The 15,246-nt window shown below is 44.9% G+C and carries 11 protein-coding genes and 1 tRNA gene; 9 read left to right on the plus strand and 3 right to left on the minus strand.

The genetic code is table 11. From position 1 onward, the window contains the following. Positions 1-90: 90 nt before the first annotated feature. The 5 genes from EPL05_RS15610 to EPL05_RS15630 all read left to right on the plus strand — a co-directional run bounded on the left by EPL05_RS15610 (position 91) and on the right by EPL05_RS15630 (position 4,185). Positions 91-1,176, plus strand: a complete 1,086-nt coding sequence (locus EPL05_RS15610) for a DNA topoisomerase IB (RefSeq protein ID WP_128534907.1) — start codon at positions 91-93, stop codon at positions 1,174-1,176. 56 nt (positions 1,177-1,232) lie between these two features. After that, a complete protein-coding gene (locus EPL05_RS15615; RefSeq protein ID WP_128534908.1) occupies positions 1,233-1,754 on the plus strand; it encodes a hypothetical protein in 522 nt (173 codons plus the stop codon). Between the two features lie 64 nt (positions 1,755-1,818). Continuing rightward, positions 1,819-2,160 carry a YciI family protein gene (locus tag EPL05_RS15620; RefSeq protein WP_128534909.1) on the plus strand — a complete coding sequence of 114 codons (342 nt, stop codon included), beginning with the start codon at positions 1,819-1,821 and terminating at the stop codon, positions 2,158-2,160. Between the two features lie 132 nt (positions 2,161-2,292). Beyond that, positions 2,293-3,531: an RNA polymerase sigma factor gene (locus EPL05_RS15625; protein ID WP_128534910.1), complete on the plus strand. Its 1,239-nt coding sequence runs from the start codon at positions 2,293-2,295 to the stop codon at positions 3,529-3,531. Positions 3,532-3,621: 90 nt separating this feature from the next. Then, on the plus strand, positions 3,622-4,185 hold the full coding sequence (locus EPL05_RS15630; protein ID WP_128534911.1) for a Crp/Fnr family transcriptional regulator: 564 nt from the start codon (positions 3,622-3,624) through the stop codon (positions 4,183-4,185). Here the strand turns inward: EPL05_RS15630 and EPL05_RS15635 are convergent. Beyond that, on the minus strand, positions 4,182-5,447 hold the full coding sequence (locus tag EPL05_RS15635; RefSeq protein WP_128534912.1) for a DUF5690 family protein: 1,266 nt from the start codon (positions 5,445-5,447) through the stop codon (positions 4,182-4,184). The genes EPL05_RS15630 and EPL05_RS15635 overlap by 4 nt on opposite strands. Before the next feature lie 127 nt (positions 5,448-5,574). Between EPL05_RS15635 and EPL05_RS15640 the strand changes: the two genes are divergently transcribed. Further along, positions 5,575-8,235 carry a DUF7133 domain-containing protein gene (locus tag EPL05_RS15640; RefSeq protein WP_128534913.1) on the plus strand — a complete coding sequence of 887 codons (2,661 nt, stop codon included), beginning with the start codon at positions 5,575-5,577 and terminating at the stop codon, positions 8,233-8,235. A 283-nt stretch (positions 8,236-8,518) separates the two neighbouring features. Further along, positions 8,519-10,354, plus strand: coding sequence for an alkaline phosphatase (locus EPL05_RS15645; protein ID WP_128534914.1), 1,836 nt, complete (start codon positions 8,519-8,521; stop codon positions 10,352-10,354). 66 nt (positions 10,355-10,420) lie between these two features. On the opposite strand, the gene EPL05_RS15650 is transcribed toward EPL05_RS15645, so the two are convergent. Together EPL05_RS15650 and hscB are read right to left on the minus strand one after the other, a co-directional pair. Continuing rightward, positions 10,421-10,500: transfer RNA gene (locus EPL05_RS15650), tRNA-Leu, on the minus strand. Between the two features lie 28 nt (positions 10,501-10,528). Then, positions 10,529-11,053, minus strand: a complete 525-nt coding sequence (hscB, locus tag EPL05_RS15655; protein WP_128534915.1) for a Fe-S protein assembly co-chaperone HscB — start codon at positions 11,051-11,053, stop codon at positions 10,529-10,531. 283 nt (positions 11,054-11,336) lie between these two features. Between hscB and EPL05_RS15660 the strand changes: the two genes are divergently transcribed. Beyond that, entirely contained in the window at positions 11,337-13,817 is a 2,481-nt protein-coding gene (locus EPL05_RS15660) for an SLBB domain-containing protein (protein ID WP_128534916.1), read from the plus strand. Further along, positions 13,817-14,899, plus strand: a complete 1,083-nt coding sequence (locus EPL05_RS15665) for a Wzz/FepE/Etk N-terminal domain-containing protein (protein ID WP_128534917.1) — start codon at positions 13,817-13,819, stop codon at positions 14,897-14,899. Before EPL05_RS15660 ends, EPL05_RS15665 begins: the two co-directional genes overlap by 1 nt. Positions 14,900-15,246: the final 347 nt, after the last annotated feature.

The following is a 15,246-nucleotide window of genomic DNA, read 5'->3' on the forward strand; positions in this document are numbered from 1 at the left end:
TAAATATAATTAAAAACCTGTAAATCAGTACACTCTTGACTCTGCTCTCTGCCTTCAAAACTTATAAGTCCGCAGCGTGTTATATCTCGCATGAACCGCCTCCTTAAAAAACTCGAAAAAATTGGCCGCGACCCCAAAATTACTGCAAAAGCGGTTGGTCTGCGTTATATAGCAGATTCGGCACCTGGGTATACCCGCAAAAAATCGGGCAAAGGCTGGAGTTTTTATAATTCTGATGGCGAGCTTGTTAAGGACAAAGAGTTAATTGCCCGCTTTACTAAACTGGTGATACCACCGGCGTACACCCATGTTTGGATATCGCCGTATGATAACGGGCATTTGCAGTTTACCGGCACCGATGCAGCTGGGCGTAAGCAGTACCGTTATCACCCTTATTGGAACAAGATCCGCAACCAGTCTAAATACCACCGTATGCAAATGTTCGCGGCACATTTGCCCGCAATTCGCGAACGGGTTGACCACGACCTTGCCCGCCATAACCTCGACCACGAAAAAGTGGTGGCATTGGTGGTACGGCTGATGGAACTAACCAGCATTAGGGTAGGCAATGAATCGTATAAGAAACTGTACGGATCCTTTGGCTTAACTACGCTGATGAACAAGCACGTAAAGATTGAGGGCACCCGGATAAACTTTGAATTTAAGGGCAAAAAGGGCGTGTTCCATAAGGTGGCTTTGCAAAGCCGTAAACTGGCCAACCTGGTTAAGCAATGCCGTGATATTCCAGGTAAAGACCTCTTTCAATATTATAATGCACAAGGAGAGCGTTGCTCCATTGGATCGGGTGATATCAACAACTATCTTAAAGAGATCACCAGCGAAGATTTTACCGCTAAGGACTTCCGTACCTGGGCAGGCAGTGTAAGCGCCTTATACGCATTTAAAGAGGCCGGTGAGTTTGATAACATTACCGAGTGTCGTAAAAAAATAGTAAGCGTGCTGGATATGGTGGCCATAAACCTGGGCAACACCCGCACGGTTTGCAAAAAATATTACGTGCATCCAACAGTTATTAAAAGCTACGAGGAAGGCACTATATTTAAGTACATCAGCGAACTGGATGAAAAGCAGGATATAAAATCTGTGGAATTGAACATTGCCGAAAAGGCGTTGATAAAATTATTGGAGAACGAAAAACTTGCGGAGGCAAGTTAACGAGACTACTACAATCGCCTAAAAATCTGTATGTTTAGTGCCTAACACAAAACATAATGGATAGAGAAATAAGTGTTACTAAAGAGGGGTTGCTTTTTGCCGAACTAAAGTTTTCTTATGAAACCCAGGTATCGGGCTATGCAGAGGGCGTTTATTACAATTCTTATTGGGTAATACCGCCTTCGATAGATCCGCCAGGCCCGGGCTTGCAAGCTTCGGTACCCTTGTTTGTTTTAGCGAAAAGCGCGGTGAAACATGATGTAATTTCATCAATGCAAGTATTAAAAGAGTACGATGTTTTGTTTATAAAACAACTGGAGGCATACCCGCCACCCGGGGACGATGCCGTATTTGAATATAAGGATTTTCATCACCGATACCCTGTGAATGAACCATTAAATGGCATTGTGGATGTGCAGGCTAATTTTGGTGAGGATATAAAAATGATAAAATTCACTTCTGCCCATAACTGGGGTGGCGATAAGGAACACTCTGCAAGTTGCCTGAAGGCGGATGCTACGATGATAGTGCAAATGGCAGAGCATCAGCAAGCCGCACAAAAAAATAAAAAATTTTAGATGCTTTGTCCAATCCCTGCTTTGCTGATCGTCATTCGGTTTTAACAATTAAACTCAAAACATCATGAAAGATTTTTTATTGATCTACAGAAGCAACCCTTCTCCCGTAACAACAGCATCACCCGAAGAAATGCAGGCCCTTACCAAAAAGTGGATGGATTGGGTTGGAAGCATTGCAGCCCAAAACAAGCTTACCGATAGAGGCAATCGCCTAAACCCGGAGGCAAAAGTAGTGAGACCTAACGACGTGGTTACCGATGGCCCTTATATGGAAATAAAAGAAGCAATTGCCGGCTACAGCATTGTAAAAGCCGAAACGCTTGACGAAGCCGTAGAAATTGCCAAAGGTTGCCCTGTATTTTTAGTTGGCGGCAACGTAGAGGTTCGCCAAATTGATGTGATGTAATTAAAACTGTCTGAATCAGGGTTTACAGAATGACAGAATTTTCAGGATACATAGGACGGGCTATCAATTTATACCGTGCTGGCTATTTAATATTCTGTTCATTCTAACATTCTGTAAATTCAGATTCTGACAATGCAGCAGCAAGAACTCATACCGCATTTATTCCGAAATGAATACCGCAAGATAACGGCGGTATTGTGTAAGCTCTTTGGCATCGAAAACATGGAGATAGCCGAAGATATTGCCAGCGATACATTTTTACATGCATCAGAATTGTGGGGCATCAGGGGATTGCCGGATAACCCAACCGCCTGGTTATACACAGTGGCCAAAAACAAAGCTAAAGACCACCTAAAACGGAATAAGCTTTTCAACCAAAAAGTTGTCCCGATGGTGCAGAACGCAGCATCGGAGCTGCACGAGCTGGAGATCGACCTATCCGACCAGAACATTAAAGATAGCCAGTTGCAAATGATGTTCGCTATTTGCCATCCCGTTATCCCGGCTGAAGCGCAGATAGGCTTGTCGCTGCGCATCCTTTGCGGTTTCGGGATAGAAGAAATTGCCGCAGCGTTTTTGAGCAATAAAGAAACCATCAATAAACGGCTCTTCAGGGCCAAAGAGAAACTAAGGCAACTCAATGTAAAAATAGAAATGCCCAACGAAGCCGAAATAAACCACCGGCTGGAATCTGTTTTAGCAACGCTTTACCTGCTGTTTAACGAAGGCTATTATTCGCAGGCGCGGGATGTTACCTTACGCAAAGAAGTATCGCTGGAGGCTTTACGACTCACCCATTTACTTACCGAAAACCAGGCAACTAACAAGTCTGCAGTGTATGCTTTGCTAGCGCTGATGAGTTTCCACGCTTCGCGATTTGAAGCAAGGCTGAACCAGAACGGCGAAACCGTTCTCTACCAGGATCAGGACGAAAGCCTTTGGAACGCGGAATTGATAAACCAAGGCGAGCATTTTCTCCGGATCTCGTGGGAGGGGAGCACAATTACCAAATACCACCTCGAAGCCGGCATTGCCTATTGGCATACCATCAAAGCTGATACACCTTTAAAATGGGAAACTATCCTGCAGTTTTATAACCAATTATTATTTTTGCAATACTCGCCCATTGTGGCGCTTAACCGTACTTACGCGCTTTCAAAAGCGAATGGCAAGGCGGAAGCAATCATTGAAGCAGAAAAGCTGAACCTGAGCCGTAATCATTTATACCACTCGCTGCTGGGGGAATTATATACCGATATAGATAATGGAAAGGCCGTGGTGCATTTTAAAACAGCGCTTGGCCTGACCAAATCAAAAGGGGATAGGGAGGTGTTGAAGCGGAAGATCGCGGCCTTAGACCTTAGGAAATAAGCCCTTAATTATCCCACGATAACTAAATACAATAATTATGGGACGGACTGATTTTTTTATTGAAATTAGCAGCGATCAATTACTACATGGATGACCGAACTCAAAAACTTTATCAGCAGTTATGCCAGCTTTAATGAGGCCGAACTGGACGATATTGTAGGCCGGTTTAAACAACGCAGCATCGCCAAAAATGACTTTCTTTTACTGGAAGGTACCGTATGCCAGGACCTGGTTTTTGTGGAGGAAGGCTGTTTACGTTTGTATTACCTGGACGATGACGTAGAGATCTCGGTTTGGTTTGCTTTCCCAAACTCATCGGCCATTGATATTTACAGCTTTATAAGTGATAAACCGTCCAAATACTTTTTACAGGTGATAGAGGATAGTACGATACTTTACCTGCCCAAAGCAGAGCTGACGAGACTTTATGCTGAGTACCCCACCATGCAGGAAATGATGCGTAAGTTTTGGGAGGATGCCGTGCTGAATTTGATTGATCGCTTTACCGCGCTCCAGCGCGATTCCGCCGAAAAACGCTACCTCGATTTGATGTCGAAGCCGCCATATTTACAGAAGATCCCGCAAAAATATCTTGCTTCGTTCATCGGTGTTACACCTACTTCGTTAAGCCGAATCCGCAAAGGAATTCGCTAAACCACCTTACTTTGCTTGTACTTCCGCGCAAAGTAAATGGCAGAGAACGCCGTTAGCACTAACCCGATAGCTGATAAACCCATCACACTGTTTGAGAAAAAGGAAACCCAGTTGAGTTTTACCTTAAAGATCTCTTTAGAAAGTAATACACCCACGCTGCCTATATAGCCAAAGGAGTCGGCGAGGTAAATCAGAAAACCAACATTCCCCGCATACTTAAATGTAGCGATAAGTCGCTCGAAAAAGACAGCGTTAAAAGGGATATAAACCATATAAAGCCCCAAACCCACAGTCGCCATCCACCAAATAGGGGCGATATATCCGCCGGCGAATGCCAGTGTGGATAGGCCGGCTAACAAAAAGCCCATGCCAATAAATACATGCGCGGTGATCAACGCTTTGTAGCTGTCGCGGATCATCACCATACTGCCAATGAGGATAAGAATAATAAGCGTGATGGGTGTTTCAGTTTTGGAGAAGATGGAGGGTTGGTTAAAAAAGCCCATTTCCTTCCACATGTCGGCACCAAAATTATCGCGGATATCGCGGAAGATCGTCGCAAAGGTATAAATGAGGATACAGGCTGCCAATCCGGGTAAAAACGCGCGTACAAAAGTCTGGCGCTGGGCTTTACTCATGGGTGTGCGTTCCATCCGTTCGGCAATATCCCCGGCATCGGGCGGGGGTATTTTCTCCATCAGGAACACAAACAGCAGAAGCGGCCCGGCAAATAAAAGCCCGGTAAAGAACGGTACCCAATACTCGGTAACGCCAAATTCCAGCATCAGCCAGCCACCGGCCGACCGTACAAAACCCGACGCGAAAATAAAGCTCACAGCGAGTGTAGCGCCAATAAAATCGGTACCGCGCCGCCCTTCCACATAAGAAAACACTACGCCCCAAAGCATCCCCAGCGGGAAACCATTGATGAACAGGAAAATGATATTGTAAGGTACCGGTACCAATGCGAAGCAAAGCCAGCTCAACCAGGAAATGCCGGTAAGTACCAATATGGTGACCCAGCGCCCGTGCCGTTTTAATTCGGCAATATACTTTACACCATAAAATTTGGCCAGCATATAACCCAACACCTGGCTAATTACCAACAGGGTTTTGTAGCTGTACCCCCAAACGGTGATCCCATCAAAGGTAGCGACCGTAAATGATTTGCGGAACCCGAAGATCATGGTGTAGGCCAAAAACACCACCACGGCAGCGTAAATGCTGGTTTGTATTTTATTGCGGGATGCAATGGTTGACATAGGCGAATTATTTTGGCGGAAGATAGCAAGATATTAGCCGTATAAAACCATATCGTAACATCTTTACAACAAATGGGCTAAATAGGCCGATAAAATTTTATATTGCCGCTTTAAAGCACCTGTTACAATGTTAAAATTCTCCTTCACCTTGTTTTTCTCGCTGATACTTTTAGGCTTAATAAAATATTATAGCGCACCGTCCGTAAATGCTGCTGCCGATTCAACCCTCGTGCATAAACAATCAGCAGATATAAGGCAAACCAGGCAGCAAACCTGGCCCGATGGTTTAACGGTTACGCCCTTTGCCGGCCCGGAACTTACTCCAAGCCCCGCCTGCCTTGCAGCAGCGCCCACCGGTGAAATATTTGTTGGTGTAGATATGATGGGCTCATTGGGCAAAGCGCCCGGAAAAGGCAGGATATTGAGACTGGTTGACGCAGATAACGACGGCAAGATAGATCAGCATACCGAATTTGCGCGGGTGGATAATCCGCGCGGGATATTTGTTTTAGGCGATAAGGTATACGTGTTGCATACCATATTCTCAAAAGAAACACAAAAAGCAACGGGCATGGACCTGGTTGTATTTGAAGATAAAGACCATGACGGCGTTGCCGACGGCCCATCACAACCGGTTATTGAACATTTGAGTAACCCTAATATGCTTGCCGATAGAGGAACAGACCACGCCACCAACGGTATCCGTATGGGTATTGATGGCTGGATCTACATCGCCGTGGGCGATTTTGGCTTTCACGACGCTATAGACCGTTCGGGTAAAAAACTAACCATGCTTGGTGGCGGCATCGTACGGGTGCGGCCTGATGGTACCGAAATGGAGATCTTCTCTCACGGCACACGCAATATTTATGACGTAGCGATAGACCCGTATATGAACATTTTCACCCGGGATAATACCAACGACGGCGGTGGCTGGAATATCCGGTTCTCGCATCATATCCAGTCTGGCGAATATGGCTATCCGGTGTTGTTTCAACATTTTACCGACGAGATATTGCCTGCACTGGCCGATTTAGGCGGCGGATCGGGCACCGGTGCCTTATTTATGGATGAGCCTACCTGGCCCGAAAAATACAACCATGTACCCATGATGGCCGACTGGGGCAGAAACGAACTGTACATCCATCGTATAACACCAAACGGTGCCAGCTTCACCCAAAAACAAGAGGAATTTATCCAGCTACCCCAAATTACTGACCTTGACGTAGACGGTTCGGGAAGGCTTTATCTCTCTGCCTGGGATGGTGCAGGTTATTCGGGCGACCCTTCCAAAGGGTATGTTGTACGTGCAGTACCAACAGGATGGACATATAAAGCATTCCCAAACCTGAAAACCGCTTCGGTTAAAGAATTGGGCAATTTACTTGCATCAGGTAGTGCGGTTACCCGTTTATATGCATCGCAGGAACTCCTTGCGCGTCCGGCTGATGAGGCAGCGAAAGCGGCACTCGTCATTGCAGCCGATAAAGGCCAGCCGTTGTACGCGCGCGTTGCCGGGGTGTATACCTACGCCCAAATTGCTGGAGAAATCGGCATACCCGCCCTTGTGCAGCTCTCTGCAGACAAAGAGTTGAAAGAGTTTGCCTTAAAGGCGCTAACCGACAGGAAAGGCCGCTTGCAGAATGTACCGATGGAACCTTTTATAAATGGCCTTAAAGATCCATCAGCAAGGGTACAAGCGGCAGCTATAGTAGGCCTTGGTCGCCTTGGCAGGGTAGAGGCCGCTAACGCACTTTTAGCAACCCGCGTGCCGGCGTCTTTCGGAGCGCCCGCAAAAGGAACGGAAGGACAGCACGCTAAACCGAATGCAGATATTGTAACCCCTCACCTGGCTGTGCGCACTTTGGTAAATTTAAACGCGGTAAGCGCTTGTTTAAGCGCCATCGGAACAGAACATTCAACCCTGGCGCTTTGGGCACTGCGATACATGCATGATGCCAAAGCTGTAGACGGGGTGATAGCTGCTTATGCGAAGGCCAAAACCCCGAAACTAAAAGAGCAAATATTGGCTACCCTGGGCAGGCTTTACAAAACCGAGGCGCCCTATGACGGTTCCTGGTGGTGGAGTACCCGGCCAGATTCGCACGGGCCATATTACAAAGCTATCATCTGGGAATCTTCGCCTAAGATAAAGGCATTCCTTAGCACCTTGCGAAGCAAAGCAAGCCCAACAGGTAAAGTATTTTTTGCTGATTTAAATGCACGCAACCAAATGGAGATTTTAGCTTTTGGTGGCGAAGAAAAGGTGCCGGTAGTTAAGGAAGCAAAGATAGACCTGGAGAAGATACGGAATAAAAAAGGGCAGATCGGTAAATCATCCATCGAAGATATCATGCTTGCGCTTGCCAAGATCAAAGGCGACCCGCTTAAGGGGAAAGCGCTTTTCGCTCAACAGGGTTGCATAGCCTGCCATAGTATTAAAAAAGGCGAAAAATTGAAAGGGCCGTTTATGGGGCAAATAGGCTCTATCATGACCCGCCAGCAAATTGCCGAATCGGTACTTAAACCAAGCGCATCCATTTCCCAGGGATTTGCTACGGTAACCATCACAGCAAAAGGAAACAAAACTTACATGGGTTTTATCACCGAAGAATCTGCCCAGAAAGTTGTAATGCGCGATATTGGCGGGAATGTTTACACCGTAAAAGCGGCTGACATCCTTTCCCGCAAGGAAATGAAAACCTCTATGATGCCTACAGGCCTGGCCAACGCGCTATCGTACGAGGAGTTTGCTTCGCTGGTGACCTTTTTATCACTACAGAAATAGGTCAGACCTCGTTGCTATAGTTTTTTGTGGAATTGTAAAATGGCGTTTAGTTTTGGAGATCGCCATTGTTATACTTCGGTTGGTCATACACCGGGAAAAATGGTATGGAGATTATTTATTTCTGAACTCAAGCTTACAATTTTCGTAGTAGTAAGCCGGGGAAGGATAATACATTGGGTGACGAATTTCTTGGAGGTAAATTAACTTTATCATCAACTTATCTTAACACCAAATAGCGTAGAGAATAAATTACGGGGCTTATATTTACGCGCTATTATTCGCTATGAAAAAACTAAGTATTTTGATCCTGGCATTGCCTGTTACAATAGCAGTAAGCCAAACCGCAAACAGCCAGATAAAACCTTATACAGTTGCCAACGCCCATTCGCACAACGATTATAAAAACGGTATTCCCTTTTACCGGGCTTATGAAAAAGGTTTTGGCTCAATTGAGGCCGATGTTTATGCTGTTAGCGGCAGGTTGCTGGTCGCTCACGATAAAAGGGACACCGCCGCGAGCCGGTCGCTACGAAACCTGTATCTGACCCCGCTTGCCGAAAAACTAAAACACGACCCGCACAGGCAATTGCGTTTGCTGATAGAAATAAAGCAGGATCACAAAGCGGTGCTATCGTTAGTGATGCAGGAGCTTAAGCCCTTTGCAGAATATATCTCGTCGCCGGGGCACCCGGGTAATTTATCTATTGTGATGACAGGCGCTGTACCGCCAGCCGTAGAAATGGTAAACTACCCGGATTGGATAACTTTTGATGTTGACCATCTGAATGGTTTTACACCACAGCAATGGCAAAAAATAGGGTTGGTAAGTTTCCCTTTGAGTAAATATGTGCGTTGGAATGGCAAAGGAGTATTGAACAGCAAGGAGATAGCGAGGCTAAAAGGGGCGATAGACAGTGTTCATCAGGCCGGTAAAATGATCCGTTTTTGGGAAAGCCCCGATACAAAGAGCAGCTGGCTTGCACTAATGCGCCTGGGCGTTGATGTTATAGGTACCGATAAGATAGAAGAGCTTGGCGACTTTTTAAATAAGAAGGCTAAAAATGAATATTCAGCAAAGCAGGCATATCCGGTATATCACCCAACCCACAGCGCAGATGGAACTGTAAAAAAAGTAAAGAACATTATTTTATGCATCGGCGACGGCATGGGGTTGGCACAACTATACGCTACTTATACAGCCAATCATGGGCAACTCAATATTTTTCAAATGAAGAATATTGGTTTCTCTATTACCAATTCGGCGGACGCTTACATTACAGATTCGGCGGCTGGTGCCACTGCCTTTGCATCCGGGCAGAAAACAAACGACAGGGCTATTGGGGTGGATGCAACCGGCAAGCGTTTAAGGTCTTTAGCGGTGTACAGCGCCGAAGCTGGCAAAAAAACAGCCGATATAGCGGTATGCCAGTTAACTGACGCTACTCCGGACGCGTTTTACGCGCACCAATCAGAAAGGAGCGACAGCCTTGCTATCGCCGCGGAGATACTTAATTCCAATATCGATATTTTCGTGGGAACTGCCTTTACGGATTTTACGACAAAGGTAAACGGCGTACCAATAATAGATAAAATGAAACAAAGAGGTTATACCGTTATCCGCAAGTTTGATGATTTTCTGAAATCGCCCGCAAAAAAAATACTGGCGCTGATGGACGACAGCGCTACAAGGCCTAAAATAGCGGGCAGGGGCGAGTATTTATCTCTGGCCCTGAAAAAGGTAACCGGCGCTTTCAAAAACCACCCGAAAGGCTTTTTTATAATGGCAGAAGGCTCGCAGATAGACTACGGTGGCCACAACAATAATTTAACGCAGGTAATTACCGAAAATGCCGATTTCGACAGAATGGTAGGAGAGGCCTTGCGTTTTGCAGATGAAGATGGCGAAACGCTTGTTATTGTAACAGCTGACCACGAAACCGGCGGACTAACCCTGCTAGACGGTGATATTAACAAAGGCTACGTTTTGGGAGATTTTAGTACGAATGACCATACAGGTACCCCGGTGCCTGTGTTCGCCTATGGCCCGCATTCGGGAGATTTTAGGGGTGTTTACAACAATACCGAAATTTTCAATAAGATATTAAAGCTGATAAGATAAGATAATTAAATCCTTCGCCGGAGCTATCACACAACAAAGCCCTTCTGATTTTTCAGAAAGGCTTTGTACCCAGCGCCGGAGTCGAACCGGCACGGTTTCCCACAGGTGTTTGAGACCAGCGCGTCTACCAATTCCGCCAGCTGGGCTTGCTTAGTCTGAGGCCGCGTTAGCTGCTCAGAAGCGGGATGCAAATGTATTTAAACTCTCCTTAATCCGCAACAGATATTTTTGTCTGTAGTAAATATTTGCAATTGCGTTAAGCCTGCTTTCCTTCGCGGTATCGCTCAATTCTTCGTATCCGGAGGTTAAAACGGCCAGTTCTTCGTTTATATCGCCCTCAATGGCAAGCACTTCAGCGGTAACGTCGGCAAGTTGCCCGGCGTTTTCAATTTCCATCAGGCGTTCATTTATATCCATCATTTCCATTAAAAAATCTGCCGGAAGCTGCGGTTTTGTGCCTTCATTTACCAATTCATGTAGCTTTAAAATGTATTTCGACAGCTTATTTGGGTCGGAAAGGGTTTGGTAAGCCTTATTATTCAGGGTAGATAACTCCAGTATTTCCTGTTGCTTTGCCTCATCCTCATTAGCAAAAAAATCGGGGTGGTATTTTTTACTCAACGCGTAAAATTGCTTTTTTGTCGCGGCTGCGTCCGGGTGGAACGTTTCAGTGATGTTGTAAAATTCAAAATAATTCATCGTTCAAAATTAATGTTTTTACTTGCGTACCGCTGCATTTGTTATTTTATTATAATAATTTAAGGCTGTCTGCAAAACATTTTAACGGGCTTGTGGTTAACACAGGCATCATTAACTTTTGTATTTAAGCTTCGGAATTTAGTATATATTTGCACACTTAAACACGCTGCCGTTACTATGTTTGATCATCGCCCAAATCAAATAATCAAGTATATTTACTGCATAACTGGTGCTTATTTAGTTAAAAATATAACTGAGTGCGGCGCTATTTAGTAACCTACATATGAATCGTTTGAAACCTTACTTAATACTTCTTTTTACCGCACTATGCCTATCGGCTTTTAGCCCTGCCCAGGCCCAAGGGATCCCGCAAAACCTATCCGGCGTAAATGTTAACGATCTGTCTGACGCGCAACTGCGCCAGGTATTACAGCAGGCGCAAGCTACCGGTATGACAGATACGCAACTATTGCAAACGCTGCAGGCACGTGGTTTATCTGCCGAGCAATCACAGATATTACAGAACCGGGTGACTGCAATTCGCAAAGCCGGTAACACTACATCTGACCCGCAGTCATCCACAACCTCTCCTTCTACAGCGCGTAGCTTAAATTACAGGCCAGACAGTAGCAACGGCGCATCAAGGGATAACCTGTACGGTGCGTTTACGCCAAAAATATTCGGAGCAAACTTGTTTCGCAACAGCAACATCACCTTCGAGCCAAACTTAAAAATAGCCACGCCCGTAAATTATATTTTAGGCCCTGAGGATCAGTTGAACATCAGCGTATACGGTGCCTCCCTGGTTAACTGGAAGCTTGATGTGTCACCGGAAGGAAATATCAACATCCCCGGCGTAGGCGTCTTAAACGTATCGGGTAAAACTATCGAGCAGGCAACCGCGTCTATTAAAAGTAAGCTTGCTGCTAATAATTACGCCGTTGGCCGCGGCACTAATGTGCAGGTAAGCCTGGGTAATATCCGCAGTATAAAGGTGATTTTGGTAGGCGAGGTGGTAAAACCCGGTACCTACACGTTGCCATCACTGGCCACCGTTTTTAATGCCCTGTACTCGGCAGGCGGGCCAAACGATAACGGCTCCTTTCGCCAGATAGAGATCATCCGCAATAACCGCATCGTCAGGCGGTTGGATGTTTACGATTTCCTAGTAAAAGGTGATCAAAAAGATAATATAGCACTGCAAGACCAGGATATCATCAGGGTACCCACTTATCGTACCCGTGTGCAGTTGGTTGGTGAAGTGAAAAACCCAGCCTTGTTTGAAGTACTGGCAGGTGAAAGCCTGCAGGATGTGTTACGCTTTGCCGGTAGCTTTACCGATCAGGCTTTTACAGCACGCATCAAGGTATCGCAAATAAACGATCAGCAACGCCGCATTGGCGACGTGGTTGAGGCCGATTACAAGAACTACATCCCGCTGCGGGGCGACAAATTTACCGTAGAGAAAATCCTTGATCGGTATGAAAACCGCGTGGTGATAAATGGCGCAGTTTTCCGCCCCGGAGAATATGAGCTACAGAAAGGGCTAACCTTATCGCAGTTGATAAAGAACGCGGCCGGCTTAAAAGAAGACGCTTTTACGGCCCGCGGTAGTATCACCAGGCTTAAACCCGATAATACTACAGAGCTGATTTCTTTTGATGTAAACGCCATACTGAATAACACCACACCGGATATTTTATTGCAGCGCGAAGACGTGGTAAGCATATCATCCATCTTCGACCTTAGGGACCAATACCGGGTTACCATTAAGGGTGAGGTGCGCAGCCAGGGTGAATTTGCCTTTGCCGAAAACATGAGTGTGGAAGACCTGATTGTGAAAGCGGGCGGTTTTACCGAAGGTGCGAGCGCTAAACGCATTGAGGTTGCAAGGCGGGTTAACGATAGCGACCCCAACTTAACAACGAGTAGCCTGGCTCAGGTTTTTAATGTAGATGTTGATGGACAATTGAAAAACGGCGATGCGGGTTTTAAGCTAAAACCATTTGATATCGTATCTATATATAGCCTGCCGGGTTACGAAAAACAGAGCACCATCAAAATAGAAGGAGAGGTGCTTTACCCCGGCTATTATACCATTAAACAGAAAAATGAAAAAATATCAGATGTAATTGCGCGCGCTGGTGGCTTAACTGTATTTGCCGATGCAGACGGCGGTACCCTCAAACGTGATAATTTTGCTATTTTAGGTATTGACAAAAACAGTATAGATACCAATGCTGTAGAAAAAGAGCGCCTGCAAAGGCTGAACCACTTAAAACAATCTAACAAAGATTCTACCATAAACGATACACCGCAGTTTCGCAATAATTTTGTGGGCATCGACTTGAAAAAGATCATGGAAAAACCCGGCTCCAGTATAGATCTGCGATTGGAGGATAACGATGTCATCAGGGTACCCAAACAGCAGCAACTGGTACGTGTAAACGGCGAGGTGCTTTACCCAAGCGCTATAGTTTACAGTAAGGGGAAGTCTTTTAAAGATTATATCTTGAATGCCGGTGGGTATTCTGCGAGTGCTTCAAGAAGAGGGTCGTATGTGGTATACCCTAACGGTACGGTACGCGGAACAGGTAAATTCCTGTTTTTTAACGTGCATCCCAGCATCAAACCAGGGAGCGAGATATACGTTACCAGGAAACCAGAACATAAAGGGTTATCAGCACCGGAGGTAATAGGCATTTCAACCGGCCTGGCATCCTTAGGCGCTATTATTTTAGGGATAATAAACTTAAGCAAGTAATGCAGGAACAACCTTTGATTTTGACTGATAATACTGGCGAAGACGAAATATCTTTAAAAGCACTTATAAATAAAGGTAACGCTGGTTTAAAGCATCTGCGCAGCAAATGGCCCATTATTTTGCTGTTTGGTTTGTTTGGTGCTTTATTAGGTGGTGCCTATGCCCATTTTAAAAAACCTGTTTATACCGCTACCAGTACATTTGTATTGGAAGAACCGGGGAAAGGGGGCGGTTTAGCGCAACTTTCGGGACTTGCATCGCTAGCTGGCATCGATGTTGGTGGCGGTGGCGGTGGAATTTTCCAGGGCGATAACATTTTAGAGCTTTACAAATCCCGTGTGATGATAGAGAAAACGCTACTATCGCCAGTGGAACTAAATGGTAAAATGCAGCTGCTTATCGATAGATATATTGCTTCAAATAAATTAGAAGAACGTTGGAAGGAAAAGGATGGCATAACAAATTTTTCGTTTAATCAGGATCCAGCCAAATTCAGCCGCTGGCAGGATAGTATCATCTCCGATATTGTAATGAACTTTAATAAAAAGGTCTTGGTTGTTGATAAAATAGATAAGAAACTAAGCATTCTAAAGGTAGATATTATTACAAATGATGAACTTTTTGCCAAGGCATTTAACAGCAAACTTGTAGAAACAGTAAACGATTTTTACACTCAAACAAAAACAAAAAAAAGTGTGCAAAACGTAAATGTGTTACAACATCAGGCAGACAGTGTAAAACGAGTTTTGGGTTATTCAATAAGTGGAGTAGCATCGGCATTAGATGCTGCGCCAAACGCTAATCCGGCTTTGTTATCTTTGAGGGTTCCTTCTCAAAAGAAACAGGTGGATGTTCAGGCAAGCGGAGCTATATATAGCGAGATTGTAAAGAATCTGGAGGTGGCTAAGATTTCTTTAAGGCAAGAAACTCCGTTGATACAAGTGATAGACCAACCTGTATTACCCTTACCTAAAACCGAGCTTGGTACAGTAAAAGCAATAGTGATCGGGTTTGTGCTTGGTGCCATTTTAATTATCATCTGGCTTAGCAGCAAAAAAATATCACAGAAGATCATGTCATAAATATATAAGGTGTGATACCCATAGTTCAAAGCTCATAAGAAATAGGCCTTTTGCAGTTATTTACAACATAAACATACTCGCGTTAATTAATAGTTATGTTAATAATTGGTGATATATTTGCCAGCTTAAAAAAACTAAAATTAGGGATTTCTAAGCTGATCCGATAGGATGTAGTGCTGGTCGGTCGAACGAATATGCTTAGTTAATCTATTTGCAACTTAAATTAGCAGTCCTACTCTTTAATTATTGATATCAAAAATGCAGATTTATAATTTAACTGTTTTATTACTCCTAATCACTTGGAAACAACGTTTTTTAACAAGGGTAAAACTAAAAATGGTTTTGCC

The sequence above is a fragment of the Mucilaginibacter gilvus genome, assembly GCF_004054195.1.
Lineage (GTDB): Bacteria > Bacteroidota > Bacteroidia > Sphingobacteriales > Sphingobacteriaceae > Mucilaginibacter > Mucilaginibacter gilvus.